This window comes from Yoonia sp. F2084L, assembly GCF_023015625.1.
Classification (GTDB): Bacteria; Pseudomonadota; Alphaproteobacteria; order Rhodobacterales; family Rhodobacteraceae; genus Yoonia.
In genome coordinates this window covers 253,193-267,693 of sequence record NZ_JALKAH010000003.1, presented here as the reverse complement: position 1 = coordinate 267,693, position 14,501 = coordinate 253,193, and the positions used below count along the sequence as shown (strand labels likewise).

Sequence of the window (14,501 nt, the reverse complement as noted above, 5' to 3'; positions counted from 1 at the left end):
CGCGCAAAAGGCCAATAGCCTTATCTTAAAGGCATTTCGACGGAATCCGCTGTTTCCGCATCGGCATCAAAGCCGATTCATACCCCCGTATTGTCAGGCATTTGTCCCATTCCTGCCTGATTTCAGCGTCAAACATTGAACAACGGTGTCAAAATAAACGTATTGGGAATTTCAAATGGATCGTCTGACCGAAATGGAGGCCTTTGCCACGGTTGTGGACCAGGGCGGCTTTACAGATGCCGCAAAGAAGATGGGAATTTCCAAATCCGCTGTTTCCAAGCACGTTTCATCGCTTGAGGCCCGTCTTGGTGCGCGTCTGCTAAACCGCACCACCCGCCGGGTCAGCCCCACAGAGATTGGCCTAGCGTACTACGACCGCGCCCGCCGTGTGTTGAACGACGCAGGTGAAGCGGATGCACTGGTAACCTCAATGCAATCCGCACCATCGGGCCTGCTGCGCATCAGCGTTGCGACCGATTTCGGCGTGAACCATCTATCCCCTGTTTTGGGTGATTTTCTGGCTGAGTTCCCTGATATCACCGTCAACATGGCGCTGAACAACCGCTATGTTGAGCTGATCTCGGAAGGGTTTGACATGGCCGTCCGCATTGGTGAGCTGGAAGACAGCACCCTGCGCGCGCGTAAGCTGACTGAGACCACAAAACGCATGATTGCGAGCCCCGCATATTTTGAGCAGTATGGCCATCCCAAAAAGATCGACGACCTGAACGAGCATAAGTTGCTGCATTATTCCAATCAGGCCAACTCAGCCGTTTGGAAACTGACAGCACCTTCAGGCGAAAAGCGGCAAGTGCGGACTGCTGGGTGGCTGACAGTGAATGACGGACAGTCGCTTTTGAACGCTTGTATCGGCGGGCTTGGCATCGCTTACCTGCCTAGCTTTCTGTACGCTGATGCGATGCGCGAAGGTCTGGTCGAGGTTGCGATCCCTGATCTGCCGGTTGAGACACAAGGCATCTATGCGGTTTATCCGCCGGGCCGCTTCACGCAACCCAAAGTGCGCGCGTTCATCGACTTTCTGGCCCATGCTTTTGCCGACAAAGGCCCCGATATTTGGTAATTTTCCCAAGGTGCATTGTCACCTAACTGGCGCGGCCGTGTTTTGGCCGCGCTTTTTTATGCCTGTTAAAACCATCGCAATGTTTGACCGTTAAGCCCTTACCACCCTCGTGGTGGAGATGAACAATGAATCAAATCATGCGTTGGCTCGCACCCGAAAGCGTAGCGGGGTTTCTCGCGCGACTGTTTTTCTTGATGGCTTTGGTCACTGCTGCAAACGTCACTTTCGCCACGGCTTTTGGCGACCATGAAGACCACGCCGCATGGTATTATGTCCTGCACGCTGCTGTGGTCGGTGGCCCCTTCATTGTATTCTTCCTGACAGTCAGTGTCTTTCAGATGCGGCTGCAACGCCACTTCTGGCAACTGTCGCGCAAGGATGCCCTGACCGCCATCAACAATCGCCGCAGCTTTTTCGCTTTGACAAACGAGGTTCGCGCCCAAAACGACACTGGCGTGCTGATGATGCTGGATGCCGACCGGTTTAAAAGGATCAATGACACCCACGGCCACCAAGCAGGTGACAACTGTTTGAAAACCATCGCGTATACTTTGGAACGTAGCACGCGACAGACCGATATTCTGGGGCGATTGGGCGGTGAGGAATTCGCAATCTATCTGCCGGACACCAGTGCGTCGCTGGCCCTGGCGATTGGTGAACGACTGACAATACCGATTACGTTTCTGGTTGATGAAACGCAGTCACTCTCTGTTACAATGTCGATTGGTGCCGTCGTGTCACAACCTGATCTCACCATAGATCAACTGTTGGCACAGGCGGATCGCGCCTTGTACCGGGCCAAGCAAAATGGCCGGGCGCAGATGGTTTTTGATCAGGTTCCAACGCAAACGCCCAACCATCTGGTGCAGATGAACCACGCTACTCCTGCGTCGACGTCACAATGACCTCAACCCGCCTGTTCGCCTCGCGCCCCGCATCGGTGAGGTTTGAGGCAATGGGGGCGAGATACCCCATCCCTTCGGCCTCTAACTGGTTGCGGTCAACGCCGTAGTCGCTGACCAGTCGTTCCAGCACAGATGCGGCACGGCGTTTTGACAAAGCGATATTGGCATCCAACGGCCCGGCCGAATCCGTATGTCCGACAAGTGCGACCGTTCGGTCAGGGAATGACAACAGATAGTCAGCCAATGCCTGCAAGGACGGATACTCGCCGACGCTCAGCTGCGCCGATCCTGTTCCGAAACTCAGATCATCCAGGACCGCGCGCCCGATTTGTGTCAGCTGATCGGATATTGCCGCGTCAGGGGTTGCGTCAAACGACCGCAAAGCCGGTGCCTGGGCCGACGCAATCGCTGTTGGGTCCTGTGTAAAGGGGCCAACGTGTGTGACCTGAACAAACCCCGCCTCAGCCGTCCGGCTGGTGAACAGTGTCAGATACTCCGGCCCCTCTGCGCCAGTCCGTTCGGCCGCTAGAAACCGGAAATCACCGATATTGATCCGCATGTCCGGCGGCGACATGGTGGTGACACCAAAGCGAAAGTCAAAGCCACCACAGGCCTCGGTCTGACATTCAAAGATGACGCGATAGCGGCTGTTTCGCAGCTGTTCGCGCAAAGGTCGAACCAATTGCAACGTCGTTAAAGACGCCGCCTCGATCCGCCATGCCTGTTGGGTCACCTGCCCCTCAACCGTCTGCACAGGCATAGCACCATTCTCCCAAATGCCCATGGGCAGGGCATAGCTATCGGCCGGGCTGACCACCTCGGCCTGCAAGCTGGCGTTGCTTGGGAAATCCAGCATTTGCGCCTGCGCCGCACTACCGGCAACGGCCAAAAGTACAGCGCAAAGGCGGATCATCGGGCGAGGGCGTGATAATCGTCGTTGGGACGCATATCGGTGGCCGAGGCGATGCGGTTGCTCATGTTATAGAAGCCAGTGACCGCTGCGATATCCCAGATATCGCGATCCGAAAATCCAACCTGCCGCAGCGCATCGCGGTCTTTTTCCTCGATTTTGGCGCTGGCGACGGTCATCAGTTCGGCAAACTCCAGCATTGCCTTTTGGCGCGCATCAAGCGGTGCAACACGCCAGTTCATCACCAGCATTTCCCCCAGCTTCGGATCGCCCGAAAGCTGCCTGACCGCCGCACCATGCGCCGTCAGGCAATAGTAGCATTTGTTGATGGAAGACACAGTCACCGCGATCATCTCGCGCTCAAGTTTCGACAGGCCAGAGTCCGCCAGCATCACATCATTATAAAGCGCCGTGAACGCATTCAGCTTGTCGATATCGAAGGCATAGGCCTGCAAGACATTGGGTATCATCCCCAGCTTGTCCGAGCAGACATCAAAGTATTTCTGCGTCGCTTCAGGTAAAGGATCAACCATCGGCAGATCAAGGGCAGTGGGTTGGTCTGTCACACGTATTACTCCGGCAAGGTCCGATAATGATAGTGTCCCACAAGCGTCATGCCGAGGGAAGAGTAGAGCGCGTTTGCCGCATCATTCGCCTGTGTCGTCACCAGCGTCAGGTAGTCCGCACCGTGGCTTTGCGCCCAAAAGGCAGCAGCTCGTGTCATGTGCTGCGCCAGACCCTGCCTGCGGTGCGCATCAGCGACTTCAAGCGCATGGATCATCGCGCAATCCGCCGCTATCCCGATATAGACAGTGCCGGCTGGCCGATCATTCACCCGGCCCAGCAGTGTTGTTTTGGGTTGCTGGGCGCGGTCCATCACGGCCAGCCTGCCTTGGCCAATGCCGCCCTCGGCCCAGACTTCGACCTGAACGGCAAGCGGAGGCCAGATCTCAAAAGCTGTCACAGGTGGGGGCCGCTGGGTTGCGATGTCCTGGACCGGGGCTGCGTACATATTCACCGGGTCCTTGATCACGTAACCGCGCGCGGCAAGAACTTGGTCCAACGCATCTTCGCCCTCGCGGATCATAAAAAGCGGCACCTGCCCTGCCTCGCGCATTGCCTGTTCGGCTTCCGGCACATCCGCCTCGGTCACGGGCATCTCTGCTGTTGTCGCACTCACCCGACTGCTGCCGCTGTTATCCAATCGCACCATCCAAGGTCCCAGCGCCTGTTTGGCCGAGGCAGGCCAAGTGCCATCAATGACGGCATAGAGTTTTTGCGCGGTTGGAAAGTTCATGCGGCGAACGTCGCCTCAAGCGCGGCCATCGCGGTATCAAGTGCAGCCGCGTCACTGCCCCTCACCACGACATTGGACCCATAGACGCCGTCCTTTTGAAACGGGTATGACCCGACCGATAGATCAGGAAAGTCCTGCGCGAACTGCCCCAAAGGCCCCGCGATATCGCCTTCGCCTTTCATCAGCCGCAGAGTGCGCGACAAAAGCGGTGCACCGCCGGTAAGCTTGGGCAGCACGCTGGCAACCATTGCCTTGAACACAGACGGCACACCCGCCATGACGTGAACATTTCCAAGGCTGAACCCCGGCGCGGTGCTGACCGGATTGTCGATCAGGTCGGCCCCATCCGGGATGCGGGCCATGCGCAGGCGGGCTTCGTTCAATTCCTGACCCGAACGGTCATAATGCGCTTGCAAGAGCGCGCGCGCATCATCGCGCACGTCAATATGCGCACCAAAGGCGGCGGCGATACAATCGGCGGTAATGTCGTCATGGGTCGGCCCAATCCCTCCGCTGGTAAAGACATCGGCGTAGCGAACTGACAGTGCCTTGACCGCAGCAACAATCGCGTCGCGGTCATCACTCACCACCCGCACCTCTTTCAGATCAATCCCGATCTCGGTTAATTGCCCCGCAAGATAGTGCATATTCGCATCACGCGTCCGGCCTGAGAGGATTTCATCGCCTATCACAAGCATCGCGGCGGTCGGGTTTGGCATCGGGTGGTTCTCCTGTCTGGAGTAACAGGTTATAGCGCGCATATGGAATTTGCCACGCCTCTTGTCCCCGCCCGTCTGATCAAGCGCTACAAACGGTTTCTGGCCGATGTTCGGCTTGGGGACGGGCGTGAAGTGACTGCCCATTGCGCCAACCCCGGCTCAATGATGGGGCTGGCGGAACCGGGGATGAAAGTGTGGTTGGAACCCAATGATGACCCCAAGAAAAAGCTTAAGTTCGGCTGGCGTTTGGTGGACTATGAGAATGGGCATTTTACGGGTGTTGATACGTCTGTACCAAACCGCGCGTTAAAGGCCGCGCTGATGGCGCATGAGGTTCCGGGCCTGCCTGCCTATGATCTGGTCCGTCCTGAGGTGAAATACGGCGAAAACAGCCGTATTGATTTTCTGCTGAGTGGCAATGGACCGGATACCTATGTTGAGGTCAAAAGCGTCACCCTGTCCCGGCAGCCGGGTCTGGCAGAATTCCCCGACAGCGTCACTGCACGCGGTGCCAAGCATTTAGGAGAACTGGCGCAGATGGTCGCCCAAGGACACCGCGCGATCATGTTCTATCTGGTACAACGAACAGATTGCGAAGCAGTCGCTTTGGCGGGCGACATTGACCCCGCTTACAAAGCCGCTTTCGACAGCGCGGCGGCCGCGGGCGTGATCGTTCTTGCACAATCTTGTATCATTAGCCCTGCGGCGATCACACTTGGGCCTCCGATCCCTTTCCGGGCCTAGAAATTGCTGCGGACTTCGCCTATGTCGCCCAGTAACACGTAAAAGGAACGACCCGTTGGAAACGAACACTGCGCACCTGACCAAAGATGGGATCCGGCTTTATGAGCCCAGCGACTTTGCCGGGATGGCAAAGGCGGGGGAGCTTGCGGCTCAAATCTTGGATCGCATCGCAGAGCATGTGTTTCCGGGTCAGACCACCGGCGAGTTGGATCGCCTGATTACACAGTGGGTTGATGACGCGGGTGCTGTTTCGGCAACCATTGGCTATAAGGGCTATCAACACGCCAGCTGTATTTCGGTAAACCACGTCGTTTGTCACGGCATTCCCGGTGACAAGAAACTGAAAGACGGCGATATCCTGAATATCGACGTTACTGTGATCGTCGATGGCTGGTTCGGTGATACCAGCCGGATGTATGTCGCAGGCAACCTGCCCCGCAAGGCGGAACGCCTTATCCAAGTGACCCATGATGCCCTGATGAAAGGGATCGAGGCCGCAAAGCCCGGTAACACCTTTGGCGACATCGGCTATGCCATCCAGCTTTATGCAGAAAGTCACCGCATGTCTGTTGTGCGTGATTTTTGTGGGCATGGCCTGGGTCGTGTCTTCCACGCCCCGCCCAATGTCTTGCACTATGGTCGCCCCGGCACGGGGGCTGTGCTGGAAGAAGGCATGTTCTTTACCATTGAGCCAATGATCAATCTGGGCCGTCCCGAAACCAAGGTTTTGGGTGATGACTGGACTGCCGTGACGCGCGACAAATCGCTCTCGGCACAGTTTGAGCATTCCATCGGTATCACAGCGGATGGGTGTCAGATTTTCACGTTGTCTCCGGCTGGGAAGTTCCACCCAACCTACGGAGCATAAGCTGAGAGGGAAAATCGCTGACGATTTCCCCTCTTGCGAATGACTTGCAACTAGTGACCTAGGTCCCTATATCTACTGTGTCGCTAGCGGTGACGCCTTTCCCCTGAAAACTTGACGAAAAGGATGCACCCTATGCACCTGATGAAAACGACCGCTATGGTGGCCGCTCTTGGCCTTTCTGCAACGACTTTGACCGCTCAGGAAGTCACACTGCGCTTTCAGCACTTTGTGTCCCCTGCCAGCGCGAACCCCACTTATTTCATGCAGCCTTGGGCTGATACGATCGAAGAACAATCCGAAGGCCGCATCAAGGTTGAACTGTACCCGTTTATGCAATTGGGCGGCTCTGCCCCGAACCAATATGACTTGATCCGTGACGGCGCGATTGATGGCGGCTGGGTCATTCCCGGCTATCAGCCGAACCGCTTCCCCGAGGCAGAGGCGATGGAACTGCCCTTTATGACCACCAAATCCGGTGAAGAGGCCAGCGCTGCTGCGTGGGAATTCACACAAGAGTATCTGATGGACGATTTCGCCGATGTGCACGTCATCGCAGCCCATATGCATGGGCCCGGTATTGTGCATAAGCGTGGCGCATCCGTCGAGACGGTCGAGGATTTTGCTGGACTGAAACTGCGCGGTCCGTCGCGTCCTGCGACCCTGCTGCTAGAGGAACTCGGGGCGACACCTATCGGAATGCCAGTCCCGCAGTTTCCTGAAGCCCTGTCCCGTGGTGTTGTCGACGGTGGCGTGATCACGTGGGAAATGTCGCCGTCACTTAAGCTGGACGAGTTGACCGACAGTCACACGGATGTAGCAGGTGATCAGGCGCTCTATAACCTCTACTTCATCTGGGCGATGAACAAGGATGTGTATGAAGGGATGCCCGACGACCTGCGTGCGATCATTGATGCCAACTCTGGTATGATGGCAAGCAAATGGGCCGGGCGTGCACATGATACAGGTGATGTTGTAGGTCGCGATCTGATGGCTGCGGATGGCAATGAGATTGCGCAATTGTCCGTGACCGAGACGGACCGGATCAAGGCGCTAGGTGCCGATGTGACCCTCGAATGGATCGCCGAGATGGACGCGAAAGGCTTTGACGGTGCCGCACTGGTCGCAAGCGCGCAGGCAGCAGTCGCCGCCAATCGCGCGGAAGAATAACCGGACCTGCCGCGCAACCCTTTCGCCACAAGCCGGAATGGGTTGCGCGCGTCAATGCTGATTGCGTTATGCAATGCCTGTTCGATCCGCTATGCCAAAGGTGATTTTCACTAATTGGCCTGCCATTGCGGATGACAACGGGTACTACCTCTTCTTTCACGACAACGGATGCTGCCAGCAAAATTGGCGCAAGGTTTCGGGTTGCCGTTGTTGGGATTTCGCTGATCGCGGTTGCCCTGTTGGTGTTTCAATCAGACGCAGGCATCACGGATGTGACCAAAATCGCGACCGGTTATGGGATCGGCGTTTCTTCGATCGTCGCGGTTCTGATCGTGGCCAGGTTTGTTTGGTTCAGGCTGCGCGACAGACGTCATCCAAACGCAGAAGAGCAAGCAGACCCTATGGTTTGGTATCGTGCCTATTTGGCGCAGGTCAGATGGAGCGATATCACAATCGCTTTGATAGGGCTTATCGTTACTGTGTCATGCTTTACCGTCTACAAGGCGACCGTTGTTGGATCAGAAGGATACGGGTTTGATGGGCTGTTCATTGCATGGGACCGCGCACTGTTTGGCGGTAATGATCCTTGGGTTCTGACACATGCCATGTTGCCTTCGGCGTTTGCGACCAAAGTGATCGACATTCTTTACCACCCCGTATTCCTCCCGATGATCATCGGCTATACGGTTTGCGTCACGGCCCATAGCAAGCCCGCGCTGCGCTACACGTATATAATCGCCTATTTGGTCAGCTTTGTTTTCATCGGGATGATCAGCGCCGACGCGCTTCACTCGGCCGGACCAATTTATGATGGGGTGCTGTTCGGGGATGGCACCACTTTTGCACCCTTGATTGACCGATTGGCCGCACAGAATGGGGCCGCAGGGCCGTTTAGCGCTGTCTTGGCGCAGGACTATCTTTTGCAGCTGAACGAACGTGATGTCGCCGGGCTTGGCGGCGGGATTTCCGCGATGCCATCCATGCACATCGTATTGGCATTTCTTTGGGTTTTTGCTGCATTCCATCTACATCGCATCTTGGGCGTTGTAGTCACGATCTACGCGACGGTCATCTGGTTCGGCTCAGTGCATCTGGGCTGGCACTATTTCGTGGATGGCCTTGTCGGGCTGATCATGCTGGCTGTGATTTGGTACGCTGCTGGCCGCACCTTTGGCTTGTATGGGCGTGCCTAGGTAATGCGCGCCACCACGTAATCGGCCAGATCGACCAGCATCTGTTTCAAGGCGTGATCGGGCACTGCATCCAAGGCCGATTTCGCTTTCTCCGCCCAAGCCAAGGCATCCTGCCGGGTGGCTTCCATCGTGCCGTACTTGGCAAGCAAAGCGATTGCATGATCAAGGTCGCCCTCTTTCTGTCGGCCCTTTTCGATCGTGCGCACCCAGAAGGCTCGCTCTTTGACATCGGCGGCGGCAACGGCGCGGATCACCGGCAAGGTCAGTTTGCGTTCGCGAAAATCATCGCCGACGTTCTTGCCAGTTGCTTTGGTGCCGCCGTAATCCAGCAAGTCATCGACGATTTGGAATGAGATGCCCAAGGCATCGCCATAATCAAACAGTGCCTGTTTGGTGACGGCGTCCTGACCCGCAATCTCGCCCCCAACTTCCATCGCCGCAGAGAAAAGCGCCGCAGTCTTGCCGCGTACAACTTGCAGATAGATATCTTCGGTCGTGGCCAGATCGCTGGCGGCAGTCAGCTGCAAGACCTCGCCTTCGGCAATCGTCGCAGCAGCATTGGCCAGAATATCGAGAACGCGCAAGGAACCGGTTTCAACCATCAATTGGAACGACCGCGCGAACAGATAGTCACCCACCAGAACGCTCGACGTATTATCCCACAGCAAGTTCGCCGTAGGGCGCCCCCGTCGCTGGCTGCTTTCATCAACCACATCATCATGCAGCAGGGTCGCGGTATGGATAAACTCCACCGTTGCGGCCAGATGCACATGATAGGGGCCGTCATAGCCACACATCCGGGCCGCCGCCAAGGTCAGCATTGGGCGCAGGCGTTTGCCGCCTGCTTCGACCAAATGCGCAGTCACCTCGGGGATACGTGGGGCGTGTTCTGATGCCATCCGCTCGCGGATCAGTGCGTTTACAGCGGTCAGATCATCAGCCAGCGCCGCGGCCAATTGTTCATGTGGTTTTGTGGCGGCGTGATCAAGGCTCATGCAAGTTTCCGTCATGTGAATAGACATCCGCAAAAGGGCGTCTTAGGTCTTGGTTATGAAAGAGCTTTTGCGCACCAACGACCCCACCGTCCTTGCCTTTGCAACCGCCCTGTTGGACAGCGAGGGTATAGACTGGTTCGCCTTTGACGTAAATATGAGCGTGCTGGAAGGCAGCATAGGCATTATGCCGCGCCGCCTGATGGTTCTGGATCGCGATCTGTTCATGGCCGAGGCCGTGATGCGCGACGGTGAGATTGATCTGGGCCGTGACTGACGACCTGACACAAGATGATTTTCTGGGCGGTCAAATCCGGGTCTGGCAGCCCCGGCGCGGCTATCGGGCGGGGGTTGATCCAGTGATCTTGGCGGCGTCAGTGCCTGCAAAACAGGGGCAAACCGCATTGGAGTTGGGTTGCGGGGTTGGCGTCGCGTCGCTTTGCCTTGCCGCGCGGGTTAAGGGGCTGGCGGTAACCGGCGTTGAGTTGCAGCCGGAATACGCCGCACTTGCCCAGCGCAACGCGATCAAAAACGCCTTGCCATTTGACGTGATTGCAGCCGACTTGCGCGCATTACCTGCCGATCTGCGGCAAAAGCGGTTTGATCACGTTTTGATGAACCCCCCCTACTTTGACCGCAACGCCGGATCCGCATCGCGAGACAGCGGCAAGGACATCGCCTTTGGCGGCGACACCCCGTTGCAGGATTGGCTGGATGTCGGCGCGCGGCGCGTGGGACCACGCGGCTATCTGACCCTCATTCAACGCATGGAACGCTTGCCCGAAGTGTTGGACGCGCTCGCCGGGCGCTTGGGCGCGGTCATCGTGAGGCCAATTGCCGGACGCATAGGGCGCGCGCCAGAGTTGTTTATCCTGCAAGCGCGGCAAGACGGGAAAACCCCGTTTCGGATGGCGCCGACGCTGATCATGCATCAGGGCGATTCTCACGGCGGGGATCAGGAAAGCTATCGGGCAGAGGTTGCGGCGGCTCTCAGAAGTGGCGCAAATTTACCCATTCTGCCTTAACGGTTTGGCAATACTTGCATTGCACGATCAGGTTGTGCAAAATTGCTGCCCTGCGGCGTGACAGACAGCGCCGGATATGATGCAATCAAAACACACGGAAACCAGAGGAGGACCACCATGAGCTTGAGTTCGCATTTGCAGGAACTGAAGAAGAAACACCAAAACCTCTCGGAGAATGTCGAAGCGATGCAGCGTAGCCCTGCCGCCGACGACATTGAAATTGCGAAACTTAAGAAGCAAAAGCTTATGCTGAAAGAAGAAATCACGCGCCTCAGCACGCATTAACCACTCACACGACGCACTGACAGCTGATGCCTGCATCCGCTGTCAGAGCAAATCACTGGCATTTATCAACGTACGCCTATCGGCGATGTGTTTGGACGATTGGATTTCCTTCAATACCCAAGCCTCGAACGCGGCGACATGCGGCCGCCGCTCACTGCCCAGCGGGCAGATGAAACGATACTGGGCCTCTGATATCAGTCCGATTTCAAACGGTGCAACCAATTGGCCGTCTTCCAGCGCACGCGCCACCAAAGATGCACGCCCCATGACAACGCCGGCCCCGGCGACAGCCGCATCAATGGCGTGATCCGCTTGCGAAAAGCGCGGGCCGTGCGAGGTATCCGCCTCAACCCCCGCAGCCTTCAGCCAGGCATCCCAACCCGTCGGTAGCTTGAGGAAATTGATCGAATCATCATGGATGAACGTTGCCTGTGCCAGCTTGGCAGGTGTGTCGTATTCTTTTGCAAGTTGCGGTGTCATCATCGGCGTCATCCACTCTTCAAAGATGGGACGCGAATAGACACCTTCATCACCGCCAAGACCAAAGCGGATCGCCACATCGACTTCGTCACGGTCAAAATCGACGATCCGCAAAGTTGCTGAAAACCGCAGGTCGATGTCTTCATGGGCTTGCGCAAAATCATACATGCGCGGGGCCAGCCACTTTGACGTAAAGGCAGGGCCAGCAGTGACAGTAAGGACGCCACTATCAGTTAACCTTTTTGTGCTGCGCCAAGCGGATGAAAGAGTCGTAAACGCATCCGTTGCGCCGGGTGCAAGGCAGCGTCCCGCCTCGGTCAACTCAACCGCCCGATTAAGCCTGCGAAAGACTGGTTGGCCCAAATCAGCCTCCAAAGCCTTTATTTGATAGGATAAAGCGGCGGGAGTGACGTTTAGCTCTGCTGCTGCCTTGGCAAATGACATATGGCGGGCGGCCGCCTCGAACGCGCGCAGGGCGGTGAGTGGGGGTAATCTATCTGACATGGTTCAGTTTAATACAGCTTAACTGAAGCAATAGAAAGTCTCGTTTGTCGAAACGGCGCGGAATACGCATATTAGGGACATCAAGACAAACAAAGACACATCGAAGGAACGCACCATGTACGAGACAACAACAAGCCCCCGCATTCGTGAAGGTATCCAACGCGCGCACCAGAAACGTGCAGAAGCACTGCGCAACGCAGTTCGTTGGTTCACACGCCGCAAGTAATTCTTTATTTCGCTCCGGATGCTGCAATGCATCCGAACGAAAATGGGCCACGCCTGATCAGCGTGGCCCTTATTTTTTGGTCTGTCGCTTGGCTTAGGCCAGATACTGACCGCCGTTTGCGGACAGGGTAGAGCCCGTCACAAAACCTGCATCGTCAGATGCAAGGAAGCATACAGCGCGCGCAATTTCAGAGGCTTCGCCAAGGCGGCCAACCGGAATTTGTGGCAGGATGACTTCGTTCATGACCTTTTCAGGGATCGTGCTCATCATCTCGGTGTTGATGTAGCCGGGGGCCACGATGTTGACAGTGATGCCAGCGCGCGCGCCTTCTTGCGCCAGCGACTTGGTAAAGCCGATGTCGCCTGCTTTCGTCGCGGCATAGTTCGCTTGGGCGAACTGGCCTTTCTGTCCGTTGATCGAAGAAATCGTGACGATGCGGCCAAATTTACGTTCGCGCATGCCGCCCCAGACATTGTGCGTCATGTTGAAGACGCCGTTCAGGTTGGTGTCGATGCATTCGTGCCACTGCTGTGGTGTCATCTTGTGGAATGGGGCGTCGCGGGTGATGCCGGCGTTGTTCACCAAGATCTCAACCGGGCCAAGGTCTGCTTCGATCTGGGCGATACCGTCCTTGCAGGCGTCGTAGTTACCTACGTCCCATTTGTAGGTCTTGATGCCGGTTTCCGCGGTAAAGGCTGCTGCCTTTTCATCGTTGCCCGCATAAGTGGCAGCAACGCTGCATCCCATGTCCTTCAATGCTGTTGAAATAGCTGCGCCAATTCCGCGCGAGCCGCCCGTGACGAGTGCGACACGTCCCATAATAATTCCTCCTCAGGTGTTCAATTGATTGGGGTGTAGGCGGCGCTGCATCGCGCCGCCTTGATCTGGATCAGGGGCGTTCAACGCAAAGTGCTACGCCCATGCCGCCGCCGATGCACAAAGTGGCGAGGCCTTTTTTGGCATCGCGGCGCTTCATTTCGAACAAAAGCGTGTTCAGCACGCGACAACCGGACGCACCAATGGGGTGGCCAATTGCGATGGCGCCGCCGTTCACGTTGACGATTTCCGGGTCCCAGCCCATTTCCTTGTTTACGGCACAGGCCTGTGCGGCGAAGGCTTCGTTCGCTTCAACAAGGTCCAGATCGCCAACAGACCATCCTGCTTTATCCAGCGCTTTTTGCGATGCATAGATCGGACCGACGCCCATAATGGACGGATCAAGACCGGCTGTGGCGTAGGATGCGATACGGGCGAGCGGTTCGATCCCGCGCTTTTCAGCTTCATCCGCAGACATCAACAAAGTCGCTGCCGCGCCGTCGTTCAGACCCGACGCGTTGGCGGCTGTGACGGAACCGTCCTTGGTAAATGCAGGCCGCAGTTTTTGCATCGCTTCCATGGTCGCGCCGTGGCGGATGTATTCGTCTTTATCGACCACGATGTCGCCCTTGCGTGTCTTCACGGTGTAGGCTGCGATTTCATCGTCGAAGCGGCCAGCCTTCTGGGCGGCTTCGGCTTTGTTTTGTGAAGCAACGGCAAATTCGTCTTGCATATCGCGTGTGATCTGGAACTTTTCTGCCACGTTTTCAGCAGTTTGGCCCATGTGGTAATTGTTGAAAGCATCCCAAAGACCATCGCGGATCATGGTGTCGATATACTTCATATCGCCCATTTTCTGACCGGCACGCAGGTGTGCGGCATGTGTGGACAGCGTCATGTTTTCCTGACCACCAGCAGCGACGATAGATGCATCACCCAGTTGGATGTGCTGTGCGCCAAGTGCGACAGCGCGCAGGCCGGACCCACAAACCTGGTTGATGCCCCATGCGGCTGATTCTTGTGGGAGGCCCGCATTTATGTGCGCCTGACGCGCCGGGTTTTGGCCTTGGGCGGCTGTCAGAACCTGACCGAGGATCGTTTCGCTCACTTCCGATTTATCGACGCCCGCGCGTTCAACGACGGCCTCCAGAACGGCGGCACCCAGATCATGGGCGGGTGTGGTGGCGAATGATCCGCCAAAACTGCCCACGGCTGTGCGTGCGGCAGATGCGATAACGACGTTGGTCATAGGTGGTCCCCTTCAGTTTATCCTCGGACAAGAAGGTGCC

17 protein-coding genes are annotated in these 14,501 nt (G+C 56.7%); 9 read left to right on the top strand and 8 right to left on the bottom strand.

Translation table 11 applies throughout. The features are described 5' to 3' along the window. The first annotated feature begins 175 nt into the window (after nt 1-175). Together MWU60_RS09985 and MWU60_RS09980 are read left to right on the top strand one after the other, a co-directional pair. A complete protein-coding gene (locus tag MWU60_RS09985; protein WP_247227121.1) occupies nt 176-1,081 on the top strand; it encodes a LysR family transcriptional regulator in 906 nt (301 codons plus the stop codon). 137 nt (nt 1,082-1,218) lie between these two features. Continuing rightward, on the top strand, nt 1,219-1,986 hold the full coding sequence (locus MWU60_RS09980; RefSeq protein WP_247227119.1) for a GGDEF domain-containing protein: 768 nt from the start codon (nt 1,219-1,221) through the stop codon (nt 1,984-1,986). Here the strand turns inward: MWU60_RS09980 and MWU60_RS09975 are convergent. Genes MWU60_RS09975 through MWU60_RS09960 form a run of 4 tightly spaced genes read right to left on the bottom strand, consistent with a single transcriptional unit; the run spans nt 1,961 to nt 4,912 of the window. Next, nucleotides 1,961-2,899 carry an OmpA family protein gene (locus MWU60_RS09975; RefSeq protein ID WP_247227118.1) on the bottom strand — a complete coding sequence of 313 codons (939 nt, stop codon included), beginning with the start codon at nt 2,897-2,899 and terminating at the stop codon, nt 1,961-1,963. The genes MWU60_RS09980 and MWU60_RS09975 overlap by 26 nt on opposite strands. Beyond that, nucleotides 2,896-3,462: a peroxidase-related enzyme gene (locus MWU60_RS09970; protein ID WP_247227117.1), complete on the bottom strand. Its 567-nt coding sequence runs from the start codon at nt 3,460-3,462 to the stop codon at nt 2,896-2,898. The genes MWU60_RS09975 and MWU60_RS09970 overlap by 4 nt, the downstream gene beginning before the upstream one ends. Nucleotides 3,463-3,467: 5 nt before the next feature. Continuing rightward, nucleotides 3,468-4,193 (bottom strand): GNAT family N-acetyltransferase, encoded by a 726-nt coding sequence (locus tag MWU60_RS09965; protein WP_247227116.1) that lies wholly within the window; start codon nt 4,191-4,193, stop codon nt 3,468-3,470. Continuing rightward, the gene (locus tag MWU60_RS09960; protein WP_247227115.1) at nt 4,190-4,912 is read right to left on the bottom strand and encodes a molybdopterin-binding protein; all 723 of its coding nucleotides are present in this window, start codon (nt 4,910-4,912) and stop codon (nt 4,190-4,192) included. The genes MWU60_RS09965 and MWU60_RS09960 overlap by 4 nt, the downstream gene beginning before the upstream one ends. Nucleotides 4,913-4,954: 42 nt before the next feature. On the opposite strand from MWU60_RS09960, the gene sfsA reads away from it, so the two are divergent. From sfsA to MWU60_RS09940, 4 genes are all read left to right on the top strand, one after another. After that, entirely contained in the window at nt 4,955-5,656 is a 702-nt protein-coding gene (sfsA, locus tag MWU60_RS09955) for a DNA/RNA nuclease SfsA (RefSeq protein ID WP_247227114.1), read from the top strand. Nucleotides 5,657-5,711: 55 nt separating this feature from the next. Beyond that, on the top strand, nt 5,712-6,524 hold the full coding sequence (gene map / locus MWU60_RS09950; protein WP_247227113.1) for a type I methionyl aminopeptidase: 813 nt from the start codon (nt 5,712-5,714) through the stop codon (nt 6,522-6,524). A 123-nt stretch (nt 6,525-6,647) separates the two neighbouring features. Beyond that, nucleotides 6,648-7,691 carry a TRAP transporter substrate-binding protein gene (locus MWU60_RS09945; protein WP_247227112.1) on the top strand — a complete coding sequence of 348 codons (1,044 nt, stop codon included), beginning with the start codon at nt 6,648-6,650 and terminating at the stop codon, nt 7,689-7,691. Nucleotides 7,692-7,822: 131 nt separating this feature from the next. Next, the gene (locus MWU60_RS09940) at nt 7,823-8,884 is read left to right on the top strand and encodes a phosphatase PAP2 family protein (protein WP_247227111.1); all 1,062 of its coding nucleotides are present in this window, start codon (nt 7,823-7,825) and stop codon (nt 8,882-8,884) included. On the opposite strand, the gene MWU60_RS09935 is transcribed toward MWU60_RS09940, so the two are convergent. After that, nucleotides 8,881-9,879, bottom strand: coding sequence for a polyprenyl synthetase family protein (locus MWU60_RS09935; protein WP_247227109.1), 999 nt, complete (start codon nt 9,877-9,879; stop codon nt 8,881-8,883). The genes MWU60_RS09940 and MWU60_RS09935 overlap by 4 nt on opposite strands. Nucleotides 9,880-9,934: 55 nt before the next feature. Here MWU60_RS09935 and MWU60_RS09930 point away from each other — a divergent pair, with 55 nt between their 5' ends. The 3 genes from MWU60_RS09930 to MWU60_RS09920 all read left to right on the top strand — a co-directional run bounded on the left by MWU60_RS09930 (nt 9,935) and on the right by MWU60_RS09920 (nt 11,186). After that, nucleotides 9,935-10,153 carry a DUF2007 domain-containing protein gene (locus MWU60_RS09930; protein ID WP_108814091.1) on the top strand — a complete coding sequence of 73 codons (219 nt, stop codon included), beginning with the start codon at nt 9,935-9,937 and terminating at the stop codon, nt 10,151-10,153. Continuing rightward, nucleotides 10,146-10,901 (top strand): methyltransferase, encoded by a 756-nt coding sequence (locus MWU60_RS09925; RefSeq protein ID WP_247227108.1) that lies wholly within the window; start codon nt 10,146-10,148, stop codon nt 10,899-10,901. The genes MWU60_RS09930 and MWU60_RS09925 overlap by 8 nt, the downstream gene beginning before the upstream one ends. A gap of 117 nt (nt 10,902-11,018) precedes the next feature. Then, complete coding sequence (locus tag MWU60_RS09920; RefSeq protein WP_247227107.1) at nt 11,019-11,186, top strand: DUF465 domain-containing protein; 168 nt, start codon at nt 11,019-11,021, stop codon at nt 11,184-11,186. Between the two features lie 42 nt (nt 11,187-11,228). Here MWU60_RS09920 and MWU60_RS09915 read toward each other — a convergent pair whose 3' ends face one another. From MWU60_RS09915 to MWU60_RS09905, 3 genes are all read right to left on the bottom strand, one after another. Next, nucleotides 11,229-12,170: a transcriptional regulator GcvA gene (locus tag MWU60_RS09915; RefSeq protein ID WP_247227106.1), complete on the bottom strand. Its 942-nt coding sequence runs from the start codon at nt 12,168-12,170 to the stop codon at nt 11,229-11,231. 319 nt (nt 12,171-12,489) lie between these two features. Beyond that, the gene (gene phbB / locus MWU60_RS09910) at nt 12,490-13,215 is read right to left on the bottom strand and encodes an acetoacetyl-CoA reductase (protein WP_247227105.1); all 726 of its coding nucleotides are present in this window, start codon (nt 13,213-13,215) and stop codon (nt 12,490-12,492) included. A gap of 70 nt (nt 13,216-13,285) precedes the next feature. After that, a complete protein-coding gene (locus MWU60_RS09905; RefSeq protein WP_247227104.1) occupies nt 13,286-14,461 on the bottom strand; it encodes an acetyl-CoA C-acetyltransferase in 1,176 nt (391 codons plus the stop codon). Nucleotides 14,462-14,501: the final 40 nt, after the last annotated feature.

Bases quoted from the DNA above. Each gene is read 5' to 3' on its own strand.
- MWU60_RS09985 (WP_247227121.1), top strand. From the start codon at position 176: ATGGATCGTCTGACCGAAATGGAGGCCTTTGCCACGGTTGTGGACCAG.
- MWU60_RS09980 (WP_247227119.1), top strand. From the start codon at position 1,219: ATGCGTTGGCTCGCACCCGAAAGCGTAGCGGGGTTTCTCGCGCGACTG.
- MWU60_RS09975 (WP_247227118.1), bottom strand. From the start codon at position 2,899: ATGATCCGCCTTTGCGCTGTACTTTTGGCCGTTGCCGGTAGTGCGGCG.
- MWU60_RS09965 (WP_247227116.1), bottom strand. From the start codon at position 4,193: ATGAACTTTCCAACCGCGCAAAAACTCTATGCCGTCATTGATGGCACT.
- MWU60_RS09960 (WP_247227115.1), bottom strand. From the start codon at position 4,912: ATGCCAAACCCGACCGCCGCGATGCTTGTGATAGGCGATGAAATCCTC.
- sfsA (WP_247227114.1), top strand. From the start codon at position 4,955: ATGGAATTTGCCACGCCTCTTGTCCCCGCCCGTCTGATCAAGCGCTAC.
- MWU60_RS09945 (WP_247227112.1), top strand. From the start codon at position 6,648: ATGCACCCTATGCACCTGATGAAAACGACCGCTATGGTGGCCGCTCTT.
- MWU60_RS09940 (WP_247227111.1), top strand. From the start codon at position 7,823: ATGACAACGGGTACTACCTCTTCTTTCACGACAACGGATGCTGCCAGC.
- MWU60_RS09935 (WP_247227109.1), bottom strand. From the start codon at position 9,879: ATGAGCCTTGATCACGCCGCCACAAAACCACATGAACAATTGGCCGCG.
- MWU60_RS09930 (WP_108814091.1), top strand. From the start codon at position 9,935: ATGAAAGAGCTTTTGCGCACCAACGACCCCACCGTCCTTGCCTTTGCA.
- MWU60_RS09920 (WP_247227107.1), top strand. From the start codon at position 11,019: ATGAGCTTGAGTTCGCATTTGCAGGAACTGAAGAAGAAACACCAAAAC.
- MWU60_RS09915 (WP_247227106.1), bottom strand. From the start codon at position 12,170: ATGTCAGATAGATTACCCCCACTCACCGCCCTGCGCGCGTTCGAGGCG.
- phbB (WP_247227105.1), bottom strand. From the start codon at position 13,215: ATGGGACGTGTCGCACTCGTCACGGGCGGCTCGCGCGGAATTGGCGCA.
- MWU60_RS09905 (WP_247227104.1), bottom strand. From the start codon at position 14,461: ATGACCAACGTCGTTATCGCATCTGCCGCACGCACAGCCGTGGGCAGT.